The organism is Pseudomonas sp. Arb-4-2C (assembly GCF_055755015.1).
The window spans coordinates 625,241-642,630 of record NZ_CM146899.1; the positions used below are offsets into that span (position 1 = coordinate 625,241).

22 protein-coding genes are annotated in these 17,390 nt (G+C 60.6%); 8 read left to right on the plus strand and 14 right to left on the minus strand.

The features are described from left to right. Positions 1 to 78: 78 nt before the first annotated feature. The 3 genes from AC0J41_RS02700 to AC0J41_RS02710 form a co-directional block, all read right to left on the minus strand. Positions 79 to 984: an acyltransferase gene (locus AC0J41_RS02700; protein WP_025109442.1), complete on the minus strand. Its 906-nt coding sequence runs from the start codon at positions 982 to 984 to the stop codon at positions 79 to 81. Continuing rightward, entirely contained in the window at positions 985 to 3,084 is a 2,100-nt protein-coding gene (pta, locus tag AC0J41_RS02705) for a phosphate acetyltransferase (RefSeq protein ID WP_473014494.1), read from the minus strand. A 61-nt stretch (positions 3,085 to 3,145) separates the two neighbouring features. Further along, on the minus strand, positions 3,146 to 3,472 hold the full coding sequence (locus tag AC0J41_RS02710; protein WP_081794848.1) for a DUF3565 domain-containing protein: 327 nt from the start codon (positions 3,470 to 3,472) through the stop codon (positions 3,146 to 3,148). Between AC0J41_RS02710 and AC0J41_RS02715 the strand changes: the two genes are divergently transcribed. From AC0J41_RS02715 to AC0J41_RS02725, 3 genes are all read left to right on the plus strand, one after another. Then, positions 3,441 to 3,926, plus strand: a complete 486-nt coding sequence (locus AC0J41_RS02715) for an FKBP-type peptidyl-prolyl cis-trans isomerase (protein WP_025109439.1) — start codon at positions 3,441 to 3,443, stop codon at positions 3,924 to 3,926. The genes AC0J41_RS02710 and AC0J41_RS02715 overlap by 32 nt on opposite strands. A gap of 123 nt (positions 3,927 to 4,049) precedes the next feature. Next, positions 4,050 to 4,532 carry a glutathione peroxidase gene (locus AC0J41_RS02720; RefSeq protein ID WP_473014495.1) on the plus strand — a complete coding sequence of 161 codons (483 nt, stop codon included), beginning with the start codon at positions 4,050 to 4,052 and terminating at the stop codon, positions 4,530 to 4,532. Between the two features lie 157 nt (positions 4,533 to 4,689). Then, entirely contained in the window at positions 4,690 to 5,793 is a 1,104-nt protein-coding gene (locus AC0J41_RS02725) for an NADH:flavin oxidoreductase (protein ID WP_473014496.1), read from the plus strand. A 122-nt stretch (positions 5,794 to 5,915) separates the two neighbouring features. Here the strand turns inward: AC0J41_RS02725 and AC0J41_RS02730 are convergent, their stop codons facing one another. Both AC0J41_RS02730 and cysZ read right to left on the minus strand, forming a co-directional pair. Next, positions 5,916 to 7,115 (minus strand): glycosyltransferase family 4 protein, encoded by a 1,200-nt coding sequence (locus AC0J41_RS02730; protein ID WP_473014497.1) that lies wholly within the window; start codon positions 7,113 to 7,115, stop codon positions 5,916 to 5,918. A gap of 55 nt (positions 7,116 to 7,170) precedes the next feature. Further along, positions 7,171 to 7,923, minus strand: coding sequence for a sulfate transporter CysZ (gene cysZ / locus AC0J41_RS02735; protein ID WP_025109435.1), 753 nt, complete (start codon positions 7,921 to 7,923; stop codon positions 7,171 to 7,173). Between the two features lie 311 nt (positions 7,924 to 8,234). Between cysZ and trxB the strand changes: the two genes are divergently transcribed. Beyond that, the gene (gene trxB, locus AC0J41_RS02740) at positions 8,235 to 9,197 is read left to right on the plus strand and encodes a thioredoxin-disulfide reductase (RefSeq protein WP_003221727.1); all 963 of its coding nucleotides are present in this window, start codon (positions 8,235 to 8,237) and stop codon (positions 9,195 to 9,197) included. Positions 9,198 to 9,302: 105 nt separating this feature from the next. Here trxB and AC0J41_RS02745 read toward each other — a convergent pair whose 3' ends face one another. The 6 genes from AC0J41_RS02745 to AC0J41_RS02770 form a co-directional block, all read right to left on the minus strand. Beyond that, positions 9,303 to 9,641 carry a HopJ type III effector protein gene (locus tag AC0J41_RS02745; protein ID WP_128615114.1) on the minus strand — a complete coding sequence of 113 codons (339 nt, stop codon included), beginning with the start codon at positions 9,639 to 9,641 and terminating at the stop codon, positions 9,303 to 9,305. Continuing rightward, positions 9,634 to 9,930 carry a DUF1244 domain-containing protein gene (locus AC0J41_RS02750; RefSeq protein ID WP_473014498.1) on the minus strand — a complete coding sequence of 99 codons (297 nt, stop codon included), beginning with the start codon at positions 9,928 to 9,930 and terminating at the stop codon, positions 9,634 to 9,636. Before AC0J41_RS02750 ends, AC0J41_RS02745 begins: the two co-directional genes overlap by 8 nt. Before the next feature lie 68 nt (positions 9,931 to 9,998). Further along, complete coding sequence (gene folX / locus AC0J41_RS02755) at positions 9,999 to 10,370, minus strand: dihydroneopterin triphosphate 2'-epimerase (protein ID WP_025109432.1); 372 nt, start codon at positions 10,368 to 10,370, stop codon at positions 9,999 to 10,001. Continuing rightward, a complete protein-coding gene (gene folE / locus AC0J41_RS02760) occupies positions 10,371 to 10,931 on the minus strand; it encodes a GTP cyclohydrolase I FolE (RefSeq protein WP_025109431.1) in 561 nt (186 codons plus the stop codon). Between the two features lie 21 nt (positions 10,932 to 10,952). Next, positions 10,953 to 11,663 (minus strand): dihydromonapterin reductase, encoded by a 711-nt coding sequence (gene folM, locus AC0J41_RS02765; protein WP_473014499.1) that lies wholly within the window; start codon positions 11,661 to 11,663, stop codon positions 10,953 to 10,955. A 179-nt stretch (positions 11,664 to 11,842) separates the two neighbouring features. Continuing rightward, complete coding sequence (locus AC0J41_RS02770) at positions 11,843 to 12,412, minus strand: antibiotic biosynthesis monooxygenase (RefSeq protein ID WP_473014500.1); 570 nt, start codon at positions 12,410 to 12,412, stop codon at positions 11,843 to 11,845. Positions 12,413 to 12,623: 211 nt separating this feature from the next. On the opposite strand from AC0J41_RS02770, the gene AC0J41_RS02775 reads away from it, so the two are divergent. Then, positions 12,624 to 13,583 carry a MerR family transcriptional regulator gene (locus AC0J41_RS02775; protein WP_473014501.1) on the plus strand — a complete coding sequence of 320 codons (960 nt, stop codon included), beginning with the start codon at positions 12,624 to 12,626 and terminating at the stop codon, positions 13,581 to 13,583. 3 nt (positions 13,584 to 13,586) lie between these two features. On the opposite strand, the gene AC0J41_RS02780 is transcribed toward AC0J41_RS02775, so the two are convergent. After that, entirely contained in the window at positions 13,587 to 14,192 is a 606-nt protein-coding gene (locus tag AC0J41_RS02780; protein ID WP_025109427.1) for a hypothetical protein, read from the minus strand. Between the two features lie 55 nt (positions 14,193 to 14,247). Further along, positions 14,248 to 14,724 carry a PAS domain-containing protein gene (locus AC0J41_RS02785; protein WP_473014502.1) on the minus strand — a complete coding sequence of 159 codons (477 nt, stop codon included), beginning with the start codon at positions 14,722 to 14,724 and terminating at the stop codon, positions 14,248 to 14,250. A gap of 153 nt (positions 14,725 to 14,877) precedes the next feature. Between AC0J41_RS02785 and AC0J41_RS02790 the strand changes: the two genes are divergently transcribed. Further along, positions 14,878 to 15,333 (plus strand): flavodoxin, encoded by a 456-nt coding sequence (locus tag AC0J41_RS02790; protein WP_473014503.1) that lies wholly within the window; start codon positions 14,878 to 14,880, stop codon positions 15,331 to 15,333. Here AC0J41_RS02790 and AC0J41_RS02795 read toward each other — a convergent pair. Next, the gene (locus AC0J41_RS02795; protein WP_473014504.1) at positions 15,323 to 16,210 is read right to left on the minus strand and encodes a LysR family transcriptional regulator; all 888 of its coding nucleotides are present in this window, start codon (positions 16,208 to 16,210) and stop codon (positions 15,323 to 15,325) included. The genes AC0J41_RS02790 and AC0J41_RS02795 overlap by 11 nt on opposite strands. A 96-nt stretch (positions 16,211 to 16,306) precedes the next feature. Here AC0J41_RS02795 and AC0J41_RS02800 point away from each other — a divergent pair, with 96 nt between their 5' ends. Then, positions 16,307 to 16,693, plus strand: coding sequence for a CidA/LrgA family protein (locus tag AC0J41_RS02800; protein ID WP_025109423.1), 387 nt, complete (start codon positions 16,307 to 16,309; stop codon positions 16,691 to 16,693). Continuing rightward, positions 16,683 to 17,369 carry an LrgB family protein gene (locus AC0J41_RS02805; protein ID WP_473014505.1) on the plus strand — a complete coding sequence of 229 codons (687 nt, stop codon included), beginning with the start codon at positions 16,683 to 16,685 and terminating at the stop codon, positions 17,367 to 17,369. Before AC0J41_RS02800 ends, AC0J41_RS02805 begins: the two co-directional genes overlap by 11 nt. Positions 17,370 to 17,390 lie beyond the last annotated feature (21 nt).

Consider the following 17,390-nt stretch of genomic DNA (forward strand, 5'->3'; position numbering starts at 1 on the left):
GCTGACCCACCGTTTTCGCGAGCAAGACATGGGGTCTCTATTGAATACACAAGGGTGTTCAGCACAGATCATCCCGAGTCAGCGGCGCTCCGGGTATTCGCGGTGCATCTGTTCCAGCAGCGCATCCTTGTCCTGCCACAGCTGATTGATCCAGCCCTGAAACTGCAGGCGGTATTCGCCGTCCTGATCGTAGTTCTTGCCGATGAATTGCTGAGGGATTTTCAGTTCTTCAAAGTGCACCACCACGTCGCGCACATTGCCGCACAGCAGGTCCCAGAACCCCGGGCGGCCGCCTGGATAGTGAATGGTCACGTTGACGATCGATTCCAGCTGTTCACCCATCGCATCCAGCACAAAGGCAATGCCGCCAGCCTTGGGCTTGAGCAGGTATTTGAAAGGCGACTGCTGCTGCGCATGCTTGCCTTCGGTGAAGCGCGTGCCTTCGACGAAGTTGAAAATTCCTACCGGGTTATCGCGAAATTTTGCGCAGGTCTTGCGGGTGGTTTCCAGGTCTTTGCCTTTCTTCTCCGGATGCTTTTCCAGATACGCCTTGGAGTAGCGCTTCATGAACGGAAAGCCCAGCGCCCACCACGCCAGACCGATCACCGGGACCCAGATCAGTTCCTGCTTGAGGAAGAATTTCAGCGGTTGAATACGCCGGTTGAGCACGTACTGCAACACCAGAATGTCGACCCAGCTCTGATGGTTGCTGGTGATCAGATACGAGTGCTGATAGTCGAGCCCTTGCAGGCCGCTGATGTGCCAGCGCGTGCGCCGCACCAGGTTCATCCAGGCTTTGTTGTTGCTGATCCATGCCTCGTGGGTGTGGCTCATCAGCCACAGCGAGGCGCGTCGGGCGAGGTCGAAGGGCAGCACTTTGATCAGCGCCACACAGAACAGAAACGAGCACAGCAGTATCGTATTGAGCGCCAACAGCAGTGAGGCGATCACGCCGCGCAGCGGTGCGGGGAGAAAATCCAGCATTTACACATCCATAGGTCGGTTGGCAGCTTGAATCGCGGTGAGGGCGATGGTGTAGACGATGTCGTCGACCTGCGCGCCGCGCGGCAGATCGTTCACCGGTTTGCGCAGGCCTTGCAGCATCGGCCCGAGGCTGACGCAATCGGCGCTGCGCTGCACGGCTTTGTGGGTGGTGTTGCCGGTGTTCAGGTCAGGGAACACAAACACCGTGGCGCGACCGGCCACCTGGCTGTTCGGCGCCAGTTGCCGGGCGACTTCTGCGTTGGCGGCGGCGTCGTATTGCAGTGGGCCGTCGATCAGCAGCGAGTGCTGTTGCTCGTGGGCGAGCAGGGTGGCCTCGCGCACCTTCTCGACTTCTTCACCGCTGGCGGATTCGCCGCTGGAGTAACTGATCATCGCCACCCGCGGGGTAATGCCGAATGCCGCAGCGGAGTCGGCGCTTTGCAGGGCAATCTCGGCCAGCTCCGTGGCACTTGGGTGCGGGTTCATCACGCAGTCGCCGTAGACCAGCACTTCTTCCGGGAACAACATGAAGAACACCGACGACACCAGGGTGCAGCCCGGCGCGGTCTTGATCAGTTGCAGGGCCGGGCGGATGGTGTTGGCGGTGGTGTTGATCACGCCCGAAACCAGCCCGTCGACTTCATCCAGCGCGAGCATCATGGTGCCGATCACCACGGTGTCTTCCAGCTGTTGTTCGGCCATTGGCGCATTGAGGCTTTTGCTTTTGCGCAGGGCGACCATCGGCTCGATATAGCGCTCGCGGATCAGGTCCGGATCGAGAATCTCCAGGCCTGGCGGCAGCTCGATGCCCTGGGCGCGGGCCACGGCTTCGACGTCCTCGGGTTTGGCCAGCAACACGCAACGGGCGATTCCGCGCTCCTGGCAGATCGCCGCCGCTTGCACGGTGAGTGGCTCGCTGCCTTCGGGCAGGACGATGCGTTTGTTCGCCGACTGCGCCCGTTGAATCAGTTGATAGCGAAATACTGCTGGCGACAGGCGCATTTCTCGCGGCGTGCCACAGCGCTGGTGCAGCCACTTGGCATCGAGATGACTGGCGACGAAATCGGTGATGATCTCCGCGCGCTCGCGGTCATCGATGGGGATTTCCTTGTTCAGGCCATTGAGCAGGTTGGCGGTGTCGTAGGAGCCGGTGCTCACCGAAAGCACCGGCAAACCGGCCTGCAGCGCGCCACGACACAGGTCCATGATGCGCGGGTCGGGCAGGGTGTCGCTGGTCAGCAACAGGCCGGCCAGCGGTACGCCGTTGAGTGCCGCGAGGCTGACCGCGAGGATGATGTCGTCGCGATCGCCCGGGGTCACCACCAGCACGCCGGGCTTGAGCAGCTCCACGGTGTTGCGCATGGTTCGCGCGCAAATAATGATTTTGGTCATGCGCCGGGTTTCGTAGTCACCGGCATTGAGCACCTGCGCGCCCATCAGGTCGGCGACGTCACGGGTGCGCGGCGCATTGAGTTCCGGCTGGAACGGGATGCAGCCGAGCAGGCGGAAATCACCGCTGCGCAGCAATGGCGAATGTTCTTTCAGACGCGTGGCGAAGGCGTCCATGCTCTCGTCGGTCTTGACCTTGTTGAGGATCACGCCGAGGACTTTCGGGTCTTTCGGGCCACCGAACAATTGCGCCTGCAATTCGACGCGACCGGAGAGCTCGGCGAGCACTTCGTTTTCTGGCGCCGAGACCAGAATCACCTCGGCATCCAGGCTTTTCGCCAGGTGCAGATTGACCCGCGCGGCATAACTGGCGCTGCGGGTCGGCACCATGCCTTCGACCACCAGCACGTCTTTGCCGATGGCGGCCTGCTGATACAGGGCAATGATTTCTTCGAGCAGTTCATCGAGCTGGCCGTCGCCAAGCATCCGCTCGACATGCGCCAGGCCCAGTGGCTGCGGCGGTTTCAGGCCGTGGGTACGCGCTACCAGTTCGGTGGAGCGTTCAGGGCCAGTGTCGCCCGGATGTGGCTGGGCAATCGGTTTGAAGAAGCCGACTTTCAGTCCGGCCCGCTCCAGGGTACGCACCAGCCCGAGGCTGATGGAGGTCAGACCCACGCCAAAATCGGTGGGCGCGATAAAAAAAGTTTGCATGCGGATTCTCTAAGGGTGCATGGCAATGGTGAAGGCCCTATGGCTGGCCATCTACCGAAATTCAGTCGCCAAGGTTATCGCTAACCGAGCCTTGTGCGCACCAACCGCAGGCAAAGGGTTGGCCTATTTTTTCAATACGTTGCGCCGGGTCCAGAACCCAGGTGCGCGATTGCCACGGCGGCTGATGACGCAGGTGCTGAGTGTGGCCACAGGAAAGCTCGGCCACCCAGTGTCCGTCTTCGTCCTGATGGAAGCCTTCGATCGTCGAACCCCGTTTGTCAGGGTTGTGTTCGCTTTCGCGCGATTGCTTCGCTAAACTTGGCCTTTCTATATTCTTATGCAAAAGGTCTCGCCCCATGCTGATCGCCGCCAATAAGGCTGTCTCCATCGACTATACCCTGACCAACGACGCTGGTGAGGTCATCGACAGCTCCGCCGGCGGCGCTCCGCTGGTCTACCTGCAAGGCGCAGGCAACATCATCCCGGGCCTGGAAAAAGCCCTGGAAGGTAAAGCTGTTGGTGACGAACTGGAAGTCTCCGTTGAACCGGAAGACGCTTATGGCGAATACGCTGCCGAACTGGTCAGCACCCTGAGCCGCAGCATGTTCGAAGGCGTTGACGAGCTGGAAGTCGGCATGCAGTTCCACGCTTCGGCGCCGGACGGCCAGATGCAGATCGTGACCATCCGTGACCTGGACGGCGACGACGTTACCGTCGACGGCAACCACCCACTGGCCGGTCAGCGCCTGAACTTCAAAGTGAAGGTCGTTGATATCCGTGACGCCAGCCAGGAAGAAATCGCTCATGGTCACGTCCATGGCGAAGGTGGCCATCACCACTGATTTTCTGCGCTAAGCTTCGAGTACTGGAGAGGCGCCTGCGGGCGCCTTTTTAGTCCGCGGCTGTCCTTGGTGGTCTCGCCAAGTGGCTGTTTCGAGTAGAACACGGGAATCCTGGAGTACGTCATGAGTGCTTTTCACGACCTTAAGTTGACAGCCCTGGATGGTCAGGAGCTACCGCTGGCGCCTTTCAAGGGCCAAGTCGTGCTGGTGGTCAACGTCGCCTCCAAATGCGGCTTGACCCCACAGTACGCGGCGCTGGAAAACCTCTATCAGCAGTTCAAAGGCAAAGGTTTCAGTGTGCTGGGCCTGCCGTGCAACCAGTTTGCCGGTCAGGAACCAGGTACAGAACAGGAAATTCAAGCGTTCTGCAGCCTCAACTACGGGGTGACATTTCCGTTGTCGAGCAAGCTCGAAGTCAACGGCCACGAGCGCCATCAACTCTACCGCTTGCTGGCGGGCGAGGGCGCGGAGTTCCCCGGTGACATCACCTGGAATTTCGAGAAGTTCCTGCTCGGCAAGGACGGCCGTGTATTGGCGCGGTTCTCACCGCGCACGGCGCCGGATGATCCGAGCATTGTTCATGCGATTGAAAAAGCGCTGAGCTGAAACAAGCGGATCGCAGCCCTCGGGCTGCGATTTTTTTCGCCTGCCTTTTGAGCCTTAATCATTCTGATCAATAGTGCTATCGCCCGGGTGCAGTCCTGCATATTATCGCCGTCATATAGGTTCATGCCTGTCGATAACGTTTTCGTGGAGCTTCCCGATGCCTGTTCAAGCCCTGTTCAAACCGTTCCATCTCGGTGCCCTCGAACTGCCGACCCGTGTGGTCATGGCGCCAATGACCCGCTCGTTTTCTCCGGGCGGCGTACCGAACTCAAAAGTCATCGAATACTACCGTCGTCGGGCTGCTGCCGGCGTCGGCCTGATCATTACCGAAGGCACCACCGTTGGCCACATCGCCTCCAACGGCTATCCGAACGTGCCGCAGTTCTTTGGTGAAGCACCGTTGGCCGGCTGGAAAAAAGTCGTCGACGCGGTGCATGCCGAGGGCGGCAAGATCGTTCCGCAACTGTGGCACGTGGGCAGCGTTCGCCGCATCGGCACCGAGCCGGACGCCAGCGTGCCGGGTTATGGTCCGTCGGAAAAACTCAAGGAAGGTCAGGTCGTGGTGCACGGCATGACCAAACAAGACATTCAGGATGTGATTGCAGCGTTCGCACAAGCCGCCAGGGATGCGCAAAGCATCGGCATGGACGGCGTGGAAATCCACGGCGCCCACGGTTACCTGATCGACCAGTTCTTCTGGGAAGGCAGCAACCAGCGCACCGACGAGTATGGCGGCAGCCTGGCCAACCGTTCGCGTTTCGCCATCGAATTGATTCAAGCGGTGCGCGCGGCAGTCGGTGAAGGCTTCCCGATCATCTTCCGCTTCTCGCAGTGGAAACAGCAGGATTACACCGCGCGGCTGGTGCAAACCCCGGAGGCGTTGGGTGAGTTCCTCAAGCCGCTGGCCGAGGCCGGTGTGGATATTTTTCACTGCTCGACGCGGCGCTTCTGGGAGCCGGAGTTCGACGGTTCCGAGCTGAACCTGGCCGGCTGGACGCGCAAGCTGACCGGCAAGCCTACCATTACCGTCGGCAGCGTCGGCCTGGATGGCGAGTTCCTGCAGTTCATGGTCAACACCGACAAGGTCGCGCAACCGGCCAGTCTGGAGAAACTGCTGGAGCGTCTGAACAACGACGAGTTCGACCTGGTGGCGGTAGGCCGCGCGCTGCTGGTGGATCCGGACTGGGCGCTGAAAGTCCGCGAAGGGCGTGAGCAGGACATCTTGCCGTTCAGCCGTGAGGCGTTGATGACGCTGGTTTAAGCGGCGGTTTCACTGGCCCCTTCGCGAGCAGGCTCGCTCCCACAGGTTTCTCTGGTGTTCACCGAAGATCCCCCTGTGGGAGCGAGCCTGCTCGCGAAGGCGGTTCTGAAGTCTGCAAGGATTCAGGGCAATGTCTGCGCATGCGGCACCACTTGCTCCCCCACACAAGCCCCGCGCAAATGCTTTTCAAACTGCTCGATGATCGCCGCCCAGCCCTGGCGACTGGCATGCTGGCGCGCATTCAGGCGCACGCAACGCAACGTTTCATCCTCTTCCAGCAACCACGCCGCCGCATCGCAGAACGCCTCTTCATCACCGGGCATCGCCAACATGCCGTTGTAGCCATGGCGGATGTGCTGCGCCGCTGCCGCCTGATCGTAAGCCACCACGCCCAGACCTGAAGCCAGTGCTTCGAGCACCACGTTGCCGAAGGTTTCGGTCATGCTCGGAAACAGAAACAAATCGCCCGAGGCGTAGTGTGCCGCCAGCGCTTCACCGCGTTGCGAACCACAGAAAATCGCCTCCGGCAGGTCCTTTTCCAGCACAAGCCGTTGCGGTCCGTCGCCGACCACAATCAGCTTCAGGTTGCGCTGTGGATAAGTGCTGCGGAGTTTGTCGAAGCAGCGCTTGAGCAGGCCCAGGTTCTTCTCTGGGGCCAGACGTCCTACGTGAATCACCGCAATGTCCTGCTCGCTCAGGCCCCATTGCTCACGCAATCCGTTCAGCCGCTTGGCCGGGTGAAATAACTGGCTGTCCACGCCTCGGGAGAGCAAGGCGAGGCGGTCGAAATGCCGGCGCTCCAGCTCCAGGCGCTGGCTGACACTCGGCACCAGAGTCATCGCCGAACGGTTGTGGAACCAGCGCAGATAATGGGTCAGCAAGCGCGTCAGCAAACCCAGCCCGTACTGGTTGGTGTACTGCTGGAAATTGGTGTGAAAGCCACTGACCACCGAGATCCCCAGGCGCCGCGCTGCACGCAATGCCGACAAGCCGAGCGGGCCTTCCGTGGCGATGTACAGCACGTCCGGGCGATGGCGTTTCCAGCGTCGCAACAGCTTGTGCATCGACGACTGGCCCCATTGCAGCCCCGGATACCCGGGCAGCGGCCAACCCCGACACAGCAACAGCGCGTCATCCTCGGTGCGCTGCGGATCGCCCGCCTGACGCGGCCGCACCAGCTCCACCTGATGCCCACGCGCGCGCAATCCATCGCACAAGCGGCCAAGGGTATTGGCCACCCCGTTGATTTCCGGTGGGAAGGTTTCGCTGATCAGGGTGATATGTAGAGCTGTCGTCATGACCTCAGTGTCGGCTGAGGCCATGTCGTGCCTGTGACGTTCGGATGATGGATTTGTGACCGGGCTGTCCGTGACCGGCTCAGCGCTGGGTGACGAGGTTCTCCGCACCGCGTTCACGCACCCAGAACAACGTCGCACCCGCTACAGCGGCTGGCATCATCAGGATGTTGACCACCGGGATCAGTAGCACCAGATAGACGATGCCGCCGAAGCTCATGCTCTGCCAGCGTTTCTGGCGCAGCCAGGCGAGCATCTCGTTCCAGCCCAGTTTGTGGTTGTCTGCCGGGTAGTCGATGTACTGGATCGCCATCATCCACACGCCGAACAGCAGCCACAGCGGCGCGGCGACGATGTTCACCACCGGGATGAACGAGAGGATGAACAGGCCGATCGCTCGCGGCAGGAAGTAGCCGAGTTTGCGCATTTCCCGGGCGAGGGTGCGCGGGATCATCGCGATCAGTTCGCCCCAGCTGAACGCCGGGAAGTCGTCGGTGCCGCGCACCACCACTTCGACCTTTTCCGCGAGAAAGCCGTTGAACGGCGCGGCGATGACGTTGGCCAGCATGGTGAAGGTGAAAAACACCATCAGTGCCACCAGCACCACGAACAGCGGCCAGAGGATGTAGCTGAGGAAGCTCAGCCAGTCGGGCAGCGACGGCATCAGGCTGTCGACCCACAGGCTGAACTGATGGCCGGCCAGATAGATCAATCCGACGAACAGCACCAGGTTGATCGCCAGCGGCAGCAACACAAACAGGCGCAGGCCGGGGCTGAGGACCAGTTTGAGGCCTTCGCGCAGGTATTGCGGGCCGGACAGGACAGGGGCGGGCATAGGGTGCTCCGAGCAAGGGAAAACGCGCCGACCTTACCGGCTTTGCAACACGTGCGAAAGCGCGGCAGAGCGATCGACATTGACTGTAACAAAGACGTCCATCTCGTCAGTGTCTGCGCATAGAGACCACCTATGAGCTGGATTGTTAAACCGTATTTCCTTAATCTTGCCCCCCTCGATACGCTGCACCCAACTTTTTACAGGACTGTCGAGCTCATGCCTTCCCCAAGGTTATCCACAGTCCTTTTTTATTCCCGCCGGCAGTCCGGCGTTCCGCGCCAGTCTTTCGGCCCGGTCAACAGGAGCAGGTCATGTCTGAAGTCCGTCATTCGCGAGTGATTATTCTCGGTTCCGGCCCTGCCGGTTACAGCGCTGCGGTCTACGCCGCCCGTGCCAACCTCAAGCCACTGCTGATCACCGGCATGCAGGCTGGCGGTCAACTGACCACCACCACCGAAGTCGACAACTGGCCGGGCGACGTGCACGGTCTGACCGGCCCGGCACTGATGGAGCGGATGCGCGAGCACGCCGAGCGTTTTGAAACCGAGATCGTTTTCGATCACATCAACGCCGTGGACTTCGCCGCCAAGCCATACACCCTGACCGGCGACAGCGCGACCTACACCTGCGATGCGCTGATCATCGCCACCGGTGCCAGCGCTCGCTACCTGGGCCTGCCGTCGGAAGAAGCGTTCATGGGCAAAGGCGTTTCGGCCTGCGCAACCTGCGACGGTTTCTTTTACCGCAACAAGCCAGTGGCTGTGGTGGGCGGCGGCAACACCGCTGTTGAAGAAGCGCTGTACCTGGCCAACATCGCCAGCACCGTGACCCTGATCCACCGTCGCGAAACCTTCCGCGCCGAGAAGATCCTGATCGACAAGCTCAACGCCCGCGTGGCCGAAGGCAAGATCATCCTCAAGTTGAACGCCAACCTCGATGAAGTGCTGGGCGACAACATGGGCGTGACCGGTGCGCGCCTGAAGAACAACGATGGCAGCTTCGACGAAATCAAGGTCGACGGCGTGTTCATCGCTATCGGCCACACTCCGAACACTTCGCTGTTCGAAGGCCAGTTGACTCTGAAAGACGGTTACCTGGTGGTGCAGGGCGGCCGTGACGGCAACGCCACTGCAACCAGCGTCGAAGGCATCTTCGCCGCCGGTGATGTGGCTGACCACGTTTACCGTCAGGCCATCACCTCGGCCGGCGCCGGCTGCATGGCGGCACTGGACACCGAGCGTTACCTGGACGGTCTGCAGAACGCTTCGTTCTAAATCGCAGATACAAAAAAACCGGCTTCGGCCGGTTTTTTTATGCCCTCATTTTCAGCTACACCGCCTGACCAGTGTGGGAGCGGGCGATTGGGGCTGCGACTGAAATCAGCGGCGGGTCAGGGGTTGGGCGGTGAATTTGACGCCAGCCAGACCGTGCTGGATCAGCGCCCGAATGTTGCCGTGGTCGCTGCCTTCAGGCGTCGCCAGTACCGAGCGGTAATGCTCGCCGAATGCCAGCAGCGCTTCCTCATCGCTCAGGCCTTCCAGCAGCGCCAGACCCAACGTCTTGCACGAACCTTCGTTCTGCCCGGCGGCGTTTTCCACGCCGCCGTTGTTGAATGCTTGCGGCTGGTAGTCGTAACCGGCGGCGATGAAGGCCAGGGTGTCGGCGAAAACGTGTTCGCCGCTCTTGAGGCTGGCGCGCAGGGTGTTCAAATCACTCATTGGGTTTTCCTTTGGCGAACGCCGCCTGTTGGTCGGCGTTGGCTTCTTGCTGGTATTGGGCTTTCCACTCGGCGTAGGGCATGCCGTATACCACTTCACGGGCGTCGTCGAGGCTGACCTCGATCTGCTGTTCATCGGCGGCGGCCTTGTACCACTTGGACAGGCAGTTGCGGCAGAAACCGGCAAGGTTCATCAGGTCGATGTTCTGCACATCCTTGCGGCTGTCCAGGTGGGCGACCAGCCGGCGGAAGGCGGCGGCTTCGAGTTCGAGGCGTTGTTGCTCGGTCATGATGGGCTCTGTGCAGTCAAATCGTGGCGCGGATGATAAAAGTCTGACGCTTGAAGCGCCAGACGCACTCAGCGGCTGGCGGCGAGGGTAATCGACACCGACTCGGCAAATCGCAGTGCATGCGGCTTGTCGACTTCGACTTCGGCGTACAGCACGGCGGTGTTGGTCATCACCAGATCCAGCAACTCCTGGGTCAGACGTTCGAGCAACGCAAAGCGATTGCCCTCCACGTGGGCGATAATCGCCTTGGTGATGGTGCGGTAGTTCAGTGCGTGATCGATGTCGTTGTCACGCACCGCTTCCTGCGCGGCGTACAGGATGGTCAGGTTGATCAGCACGTCCTGTTTGTTGAGGATCTCGTCCTCGTTGATCCCGATAAAGGTGCGCAAGCGCAGATCCTTGACCCGGATGCGCGCCATTCCCGGTTGAAGTTGTGACATTTACTTGCTCCGTCCAATCAATTGCAGGAACTCCTGGCGGGTGTTGCTCGAGTCGCGGAACGCGCCGAGCATGACCGAGGTGTTCATGGTCGAATTCTGTTTCTCGACGCCGCGCATCATCATGCACATGTGCCGGGCCTCGATGACCACCGCAACACCGGCGGCATCGGTGACTTGCTGTACTGCATCGGCGATTTGCCGGGTGAGGTTTTCCTGAATCTGCAGGCGCCTGGCGAACATGTCCACCAGCCGCGCGATCTTCGACAGCCCCAGCACCTTGCCCGTTGGAATATAAGCCACATGCGCCTTGCCGATGAAGGGCAGCAGGTGATGTTCGCACAACGAGTACAACTCGATGTCGGCGACGATGATCATCTCGTCGCTGTCGGAGGCGAACAGCGCGCCGTTGACGATCTCATCCACACTCTGTTCGTAGCCATGACACAGGTATTGCATGGCTTTGGCCGCGCGCACGGGCGTATCGAGCAGGCCTTCGCGGTCGGGGTCTTCACCGAGGCCGATCAGGATCTCGCGGTAATTCTCGGGCAGGGAACGGGTCATGGGAGGTCCTCGCGCAGCAGCTTATTTGACGTGCCGTCCGCCGTTGACGGTCAGGGTCGTGCCAGTGACATAGGGGTTGTCGAGCAGATAGCGCAGGCTCTGGTAGATCACTTCGCTGCCGGGCTCGATGCCCAGCGCGGATTTCGCCAGGGCCTTGGCACGGTACGCCGCGTCGTCGTCGGGATTGAACAATAGCAGGGCCGGCGCAATGCCGTTGACCTTGATCACTGGCGCATAACGCGCGGCGAAGGACAGGGTCAGGCTGTCGAGCCCGGCCTTGCTGGCGCAATAACCGATGTGCTTGCTGCTGCCCTTGCGGGTGACGTCGTCGCTGATGTGGATGATGTCTGCAGGCGTCGAGCGCTTGAGCAGGTCGGCGCAGTGCAGATTGATCAGGTAGGGCGCGAGCATGTGCACGTTGACCATGCGCACAAAGGCGTCGGCTTCGTTGTCCACAGTTTCCGCCAGCCACTCGGAAGCGTTGTGGATGATGGCGCGCAGGTTGTCGGTATGGGTTTTCAATTCTTCGATGAAGGCAAGAATGGAGGCTTCGCTGGAAAAGTCCGCGAACACCCCGACAGCGCCAAGATCACGCAGGGCTTGCACGCCCGGACGTTCGCTGCGGTAAGTGAAGATGACGCGATGGCCGTCTTCGAGCAGGCGCCGCGCACAGTGCAGGCCGACACGCTGGCCGGCACCGGTAATGAGGATCGGGGCGGAAGAAGTGGTCATGAACGGCTCGCGTCGCGGTGAGAGCAAAACTATAACAGCGACGCGGGTTGCCGACCTATCGCAAGACGGGTGTTGTGCTTTTGTGGGAGCCGGGCTTGCTCGCGAAAGCGGTGTATCAGTCATCGGCATTGTTGAATGCCACACCGCTTTCGCGAGCAAGCCCGCTCCCACATGGAATCTCAACGGTTTTGAGAGACCGGTTCAACAGGCAGTCGACGTGCCGGAACGCTGTTCAGCCAACCGGCCAGCAACCGTGTCGACAGCGGAATAAAGAAATAAACCATCAGCGGTGTCAGGCACGCCGTGCTGATCAATACGCGAGGCAACAGGCTCAACTCGCCGAGCAAGGGCCCGAGGACAAAGTTGAACAGCAGCGACACCGGGAAGAACGCCAGCCAGATCGCCACGGCCTGTTTCCAGCGCGGTGGTCGCTGGCCTGCTGCGCCGAACCAGCCTTCGATGCCGCTGACCCGATGCTCTTTGGGATGCGCAAACAGATCGCTGCCCCGCGTCAGCCAGGCGGTGCGCGAGGCCGAGTGCTCCCAGGCGTGCAGGGTGTGCTCGTCGACGAAGCGGAAAATGATCTGGAATTCGTTGTCACCGGGCGGCGGAGCGAGCACGCCGGAACCCAGGTAACCGGGAAAGTCAGTGGCCAGTTGTTCGCCTTCGCGCAGCCAGGCAATCAGGTCCTGATAGCGGCCGTCGGCGACGCGACGCGCAACCATCAGCGTGACAGGGGAAGTAGACATTGTGTATCTCCGTATTTCCGAGTGCGTCGCTCCGGGTAGGAGTTTCGCAATACGCAGGCTGGGGGTAGGTGCCTGCGCTTTTCAACAAGCAAGGATTATTCCTGATTTTGATGACAGTTTCAGAGACTTTCGTCTCTGTTCATGGGTTGAACCGATGACGTGCATCGGATGTAGAATGGGATCCAAATCAATCGAGCGGACTCACCTGCAAATGGCTGTTATCACGGACGTTAACCCTGCCTCGCAGGCATCTGTCGCGCTCGAGCGTGAAGAGCTGTTCCCCATTCGTGAAGTGTCACGGCTGACCGGGGTGAATCCGGTCACGCTGCGGGCATGGGAGCGTCGCTACGGTTTGATTGAGCCGGTACGCACCGAAAGTGGGCATCGGCTGTATTCGATGACCGATATTGAGCGTGTGCGCAGCATTGTCGAGTGGATCGACCGTGGAGTGGCGGTCAGCAAGGTTGGCAAGATTCTGGCCAAGACCGAGCCGCTGAAGGCACTGGCGCACATCATTTCCGATGACCAGGTGACGGCGGACTATCAACAATGGCAAGACCAGATGCAGTGCGCGGTCAGCGCTTTCGACGATCTGGAACTGGATCGGGTCTACTCGCAGATCTTTGCTTCCTACCCGTTGCCGGTGGTGTTTCAGGGCATAGTGCTGCCGCTGTGGCGACGCCTGCTCCAGCATCTTGAAGCCTTCGGGCAAACCAGTGAATGGCTGTTTCTCGATGGCTTCCTGCGTACCCGGGTCCTGGGGCGGATCATGGTGTTACGCAAGTCGCAGCCGCGCAGGATCATCGTCAGTGACCTGGCCGGGGAGTGCCGTGAACTCGAGTTGTTGGTGGCTGCGCTGTTTCTCAGCGGTGGAGAAACCGGTGTGCGCGTGCTGACGACGGGGCAGCCGTTCGACGAATTGACGCTGGTCTGCGAGAAGATCAAACCCCAGGCGCTGGTGCTGTTTTCCAACCATGCACCGACGACGGAGCTGCCGCGACGTCTGAATCGGCTGGCGCTGAGTCTCGATTGTCAGTTGTTGCTGGCTGGGGATGCGGCAGACCTGGCGCAAGACGCATTGGCCGGTTCTTCAATCGGCTGCCTGGGTAACGAAGGGGCGACAATGCAGCAGCGCATGACGCAATTCCTTGCGGGCAAACTCGATACCTGAAACTCAGGTGTGCAGGGCGGGATGGGTCAGACGGTGTTGTTGCAGAATGAACTGGCGCAGACGTTCGGTTTCATCGGCATCAGTCTGGCTCAGCTCATAGGCGTAGAAGCCGTGCTCGGTTTCCCGCTCGAAATTGCCGCGCAGGGAAATCCGCTCATAACCTGAAGGACTGAACCACAAGGCGAAATGCTTCGGCGGTTTGGTCTTGTTGCGCATTTCCAGCAGCACGCCTTTGTGCGACACCTCGTGCACCCACATCATGCCCGGTTGGCCCTTGGCGTTTTCCAGCGCCACCGGCTCTTCCAGAGTCAGCCGCCACGGGCGAACCATCGGCCCGTCCTCGTAAATGCTTGGCACGCCCAGGCGCAAGTGCAACGCGTGGAATTCGTCTTCCACCAAATGCAGCGGGAAAGTCATTTGCTGGTTTTCGAAGTTGGCCTGGATCGTCACTTGTTCGTGAGCGGCCAGGCGCGTGAGCAGGTCACGGATCTGCGAACCACCATTGACTAGCAGGCTCGACGTTGCATCCCGCACATTGAGCTGCGGGTTGTGCTGCATGGTCTGGATGAAATCCAGCTCATCCTGGGTCAGGAGTGCGTCGCGTTGCATGGCCTGGCTCGAAAGAAATAGTTACAAAGTCATTGGTGATTGTAGTTACTGACACTTAGTTCGCAGTTTTGTTTGCGCCGTTCGTCGTTTTCAGCGCGGCGAGTTCGGCTTGCAAGGCGGCAACCTGCGCTTCCAGCTGTGCGACGCGTTGCTGCGCCTTGACCTGCACTGTGACGTCTTTCTGCACGCCGACGAAATAAGTCTGGCCGTCTTCGGCATTTTTCACCGTCGAAAGCGACAGTTCATTCCAGAATGGCGTGCCGTCCTTGCGGTAGTTGCGCAGGATTTCCCGGCACGACCCGCCATTGCGCAACGTGTCGCGAATCAGCGTCAGGCTGGCCTGATCGCGGTCTCCGGACTGCAGAAAACGGCAGTCCTGGTAGAGAATCTCTTCGCTGGTGTAACCGGTCAGGCGCTCGAAGGCAGGGTTCACATAGATCAGGATGTTGTCCTGTTCCCCTTCCTTCTCTGCGACCACGATCCCGTCGTTCGACGCGTTGATCACCATTTGCAGCAGACTGGCGTTGATCATCAATGAATCCATTCAGTGTTGATGGTGGCTGGCATTCTAGAAGTTCCAACGCCGCTGTCTACTGGCCATCACCGCTAATTGAGTGCGGATCGCGGCTTTTGTATCGGGCTGCTACTATCCCGGCTCATTTTTTTCAGCTTCAGGATCAGATTGATGAAAGTCGCCATCCTCTCCGGCTCGGTTTACGGCACGGCCGAAGAAGTCGCCCGTCACGCGCAGAACCTGCTGAAAGACGCCGGTTTTGAAACCTTCTACAACCCACGCGCCAGCCTGGCCGATATCCAGGCATTTGGCCCGGAAGCGTTTCTTGCGGTGACTTCGACCACCGGCATGGGCGAACTGCCGGACAACCTGCAGCCATTGTATTTCAGCATTCGCGATCAGTTGCCAATGGCCTGGCGCGGTCTGCCGGGTGCGGTGATCGGTCTGGGCGATGCCAGTTACGGCGATACCTTCTGTGGCGGCGGCGAGATGCTGCGCGAGTTGTTCGCTGAGCTGGGCGTGCGCGAAGTGCAGGAGATGCTGCGTCTGGACGCCAGCGAAAGCGTGACGCCGGAAACCGACGCCGAGCCATGGCTGGCGCAATTGATCAGCGCCCTCAAGGGCTGATTGCGCGCTCGCGCAACAATGCCAGCCAAGCCTGGGCGGCTTTCGACAGATAGGCGCCCTGACGCCAGATGAAAGCGATGTCCCAGCGCAGGTAATCCGGCGCGCGCAAGGTCAGGCGCACCACGCCCGGGCGCTCAAGTGCCCGGGCGACCACGCTGGGCAGCAGCACCACGCCTTGCCCGGCGGCCACCAGTGCCACGAGAAAATCCGCCTGTCCGCTGCGCCCGCCTTCCTTTGGTGTAAAACCCATTTGCTGGCAGGCCTGCAGCAGCCGATCGTTGAGCACGAAGCTGCGCTGATACAGCAGGAACGGCGTCTCGGCCAACTCCTCCAATCCGATCTCGCCACGTGCCGCCAGCGGATGATCCACCGGCAGCAGCGCATCGAGTTTCTCGTCGCAGAACGGCTGAAAGTCGAATTGCGGGTCTTTCGGCAACAGGCTGCCGCCCAATTCCAGTTCGCCACTCAGCACCGCCTGCTCAACGTTGCGACTGCCTCCTTCAAGCAGTTGAATGCTGATGTTCGGATAGCGCCGCCGGTACTCGGCAAACAACCCGGCGAACAGCGCGTCGCTGCCCAGTAACGGCAAGCCGAGCCGCAACTCGCCGCGCGCCAGGTGGCTCAGGTCATCCAGCTCCTTGAGCAGTTCATTGCGCAGGCGCAACATGCCTTCGGCGCGTTGCAGCACCACACTGCCAGCAGCGGTCAGGCGCAGTTGCGAACCCAGCCGCTCGAGTAGCGGCGTGCCCAGACTCTGTTCGAGCTGCGCGACTTGTTTACTCACCGCCGACTGGCTGATGTGCAGGGTTTTTGCCGCCTGGGTAAAGCCGCCCTGATGCATGACTTCGACAAAACTGCGTAGCTGTTTGAATTCCATTGCCTGATTCCATTTTGGAATGGTGTTGAGTCTAACAATTCGCTTCAGGGATGGCAGTCGGCTTCGTAAAATAAGCCCCTGTCAGGAGCCAAAACCATGAAACCCGCCCCCCTCAAGCATCTTTCCCGTCTGTTGGTCGAACTGGCTGTGTTGCTCGGCCTCTACCTGCTCGGCTGCCAACTCGCCGCATGGCTGGCCTGGCCGATTCCCGGTGGGGTGATCGGTATGGCGCTGTTGCTGCTGGCGTTCGCCTTCGGCTGGGTCAAGCCGGCGGCGCTGCAACTGGGTGCGGGGCTGCTGATGGCAGAGATGCTGCTGTTCTTTATTCCGGCGTTGATGAGCCTGCTCGACTACGGCGCGCTGCTGCGCAATGACGGCTGGCGGATCGTGCTGGTGATCGCTGCCAGTACCCTGATGGTGATGCTGGTGACCGCGTTCACGGTGGAACTGGCCGTGCGAATGAGGCGTTCCCATGAAGCTTGAATTGATGCCGATGTTCTGGCTCGCCTTCACCTTGCTGGCGTACCTGTTCAGTCGCTGGATCTATCGGCGCACTGGACGTTATTTGCTGTCGCCGCTGATTCTGGTGCCGGCGTTGCTGCTGGCCCTTGCCGTGCCGCTGCACACCGCGTATGCCGAATATGCCAGCAACACCCACTGGTTGATGCTGGTGCTCGGCCCGGTCACGGTCGCCTTCGCCGTACCGATCTGGCAGCAACGACGGTTGCTGATGCAGCATTGGTCAGCGCTGCTGCTCGGCATGCTCGCTGGCAGTGCCGCGTCGATCGCCACCTCGTTTGGCCTGGCCAGGGCGCTGGCGCTGGACAGTTCGGTAACGATGTCGCTGGTGCCGCGCTCGATCACCACACCGTTCGCCATGCCGCTGGCGCAGGATCTGGGTGGCGTGCCGGAACTGGCCGCCGTGTTCGTGATGTTCACCGGGGTCTTCGGCGCGATGCTCGGCGGGGTGCTGCTCAAGTGGTTGCCATTGCGCAGTGCCTTGGCGCGTGGTGCATTGTTCGGTGTCGGCGCGCACGGTGCTGGCGTCAGCCGGGCCCATGAAGTGGGGGGTGAAGAAGGTTCGGTGGCGGGGCTGGTGATGGTCCTGACCGGGTTGCTCAATCTGTTCGCCGCACCTTTATTGGCGTCGCTGCTTTGACATGGATCCAAGGTGTCTGCA

What these genes read in the sequence shown, in the direction of transcription:
- AC0J41_RS02700 (WP_025109442.1), bottom strand. Translation starts at nt 984, where the DNA reads ATGCTGGATTTTCTCCCCGCACCGCTGCGCGGCGTGATCGCCTCACTG.
- pta (WP_473014494.1), bottom strand. Translation starts at nt 3,084, where the DNA reads ATGCAAACTTTTTTTATCGCGCCCACCGATTTTGGCGTGGGTCTGACC.
- AC0J41_RS02715 (WP_025109439.1), top strand. Translation starts at nt 3,441, where the DNA reads ATGCTGATCGCCGCCAATAAGGCTGTCTCCATCGACTATACCCTGACC.
- AC0J41_RS02710 (WP_081794848.1), bottom strand. Translation starts at nt 3,472, where the DNA reads ATGGAGACAGCCTTATTGGCGGCGATCAGCATGGGGCGAGACCTTTTG.
- AC0J41_RS02720 (WP_473014495.1), top strand. Translation starts at nt 4,050, where the DNA reads ATGAGTGCTTTTCACGACCTTAAGTTGACAGCCCTGGATGGTCAGGAG.
- AC0J41_RS02725 (WP_473014496.1), top strand. Translation starts at nt 4,690, where the DNA reads ATGCCTGTTCAAGCCCTGTTCAAACCGTTCCATCTCGGTGCCCTCGAA.
- AC0J41_RS02730 (WP_473014497.1), bottom strand. Translation starts at nt 7,115, where the DNA reads ATGGCCTCAGCCGACACTGAGGTCATGACGACAGCTCTACATATCACC.
- cysZ (WP_025109435.1), bottom strand. Translation starts at nt 7,923, where the DNA reads ATGCCCGCCCCTGTCCTGTCCGGCCCGCAATACCTGCGCGAAGGCCTC.
- trxB (WP_003221727.1), top strand. Translation starts at nt 8,235, where the DNA reads ATGTCTGAAGTCCGTCATTCGCGAGTGATTATTCTCGGTTCCGGCCCT.
- AC0J41_RS02745 (WP_128615114.1), bottom strand. Translation starts at nt 9,641, where the DNA reads ATGAGTGATTTGAACACCCTGCGCGCCAGCCTCAAGAGCGGCGAACAC.
- AC0J41_RS02750 (WP_473014498.1), bottom strand. Translation starts at nt 9,930, where the DNA reads ATGACCGAGCAACAACGCCTCGAACTCGAAGCCGCCGCCTTCCGCCGG.
- folX (WP_025109432.1), bottom strand. Translation starts at nt 10,370, where the DNA reads ATGTCACAACTTCAACCGGGAATGGCGCGCATCCGGGTCAAGGATCTG.
- folE (WP_025109431.1), bottom strand. Translation starts at nt 10,931, where the DNA reads ATGACCCGTTCCCTGCCCGAGAATTACCGCGAGATCCTGATCGGCCTC.
- folM (WP_473014499.1), bottom strand. Translation starts at nt 11,663, where the DNA reads ATGACCACTTCTTCCGCCCCGATCCTCATTACCGGTGCCGGCCAGCGT.
- AC0J41_RS02770 (WP_473014500.1), bottom strand. Translation starts at nt 12,412, where the DNA reads ATGTCTACTTCCCCTGTCACGCTGATGGTTGCGCGTCGCGTCGCCGAC.
- AC0J41_RS02775 (WP_473014501.1), top strand. Translation starts at nt 12,624, where the DNA reads ATGGCTGTTATCACGGACGTTAACCCTGCCTCGCAGGCATCTGTCGCG.
- AC0J41_RS02780 (WP_025109427.1), bottom strand. Translation starts at nt 14,192, where the DNA reads ATGCAACGCGACGCACTCCTGACCCAGGATGAGCTGGATTTCATCCAG.
- AC0J41_RS02785 (WP_473014502.1), bottom strand. Translation starts at nt 14,724, where the DNA reads ATGATCAACGCCAGTCTGCTGCAAATGGTGATCAACGCGTCGAACGAC.
- AC0J41_RS02790 (WP_473014503.1), top strand. Translation starts at nt 14,878, where the DNA reads ATGAAAGTCGCCATCCTCTCCGGCTCGGTTTACGGCACGGCCGAAGAA.
- AC0J41_RS02795 (WP_473014504.1), bottom strand. Translation starts at nt 16,210, where the DNA reads ATGGAATTCAAACAGCTACGCAGTTTTGTCGAAGTCATGCATCAGGGC.
- AC0J41_RS02800 (WP_025109423.1), top strand. Translation starts at nt 16,307, where the DNA reads ATGAAACCCGCCCCCCTCAAGCATCTTTCCCGTCTGTTGGTCGAACTG.
- AC0J41_RS02805 (WP_473014505.1), top strand. Translation starts at nt 16,683, where the DNA reads ATGAAGCTTGAATTGATGCCGATGTTCTGGCTCGCCTTCACCTTGCTG.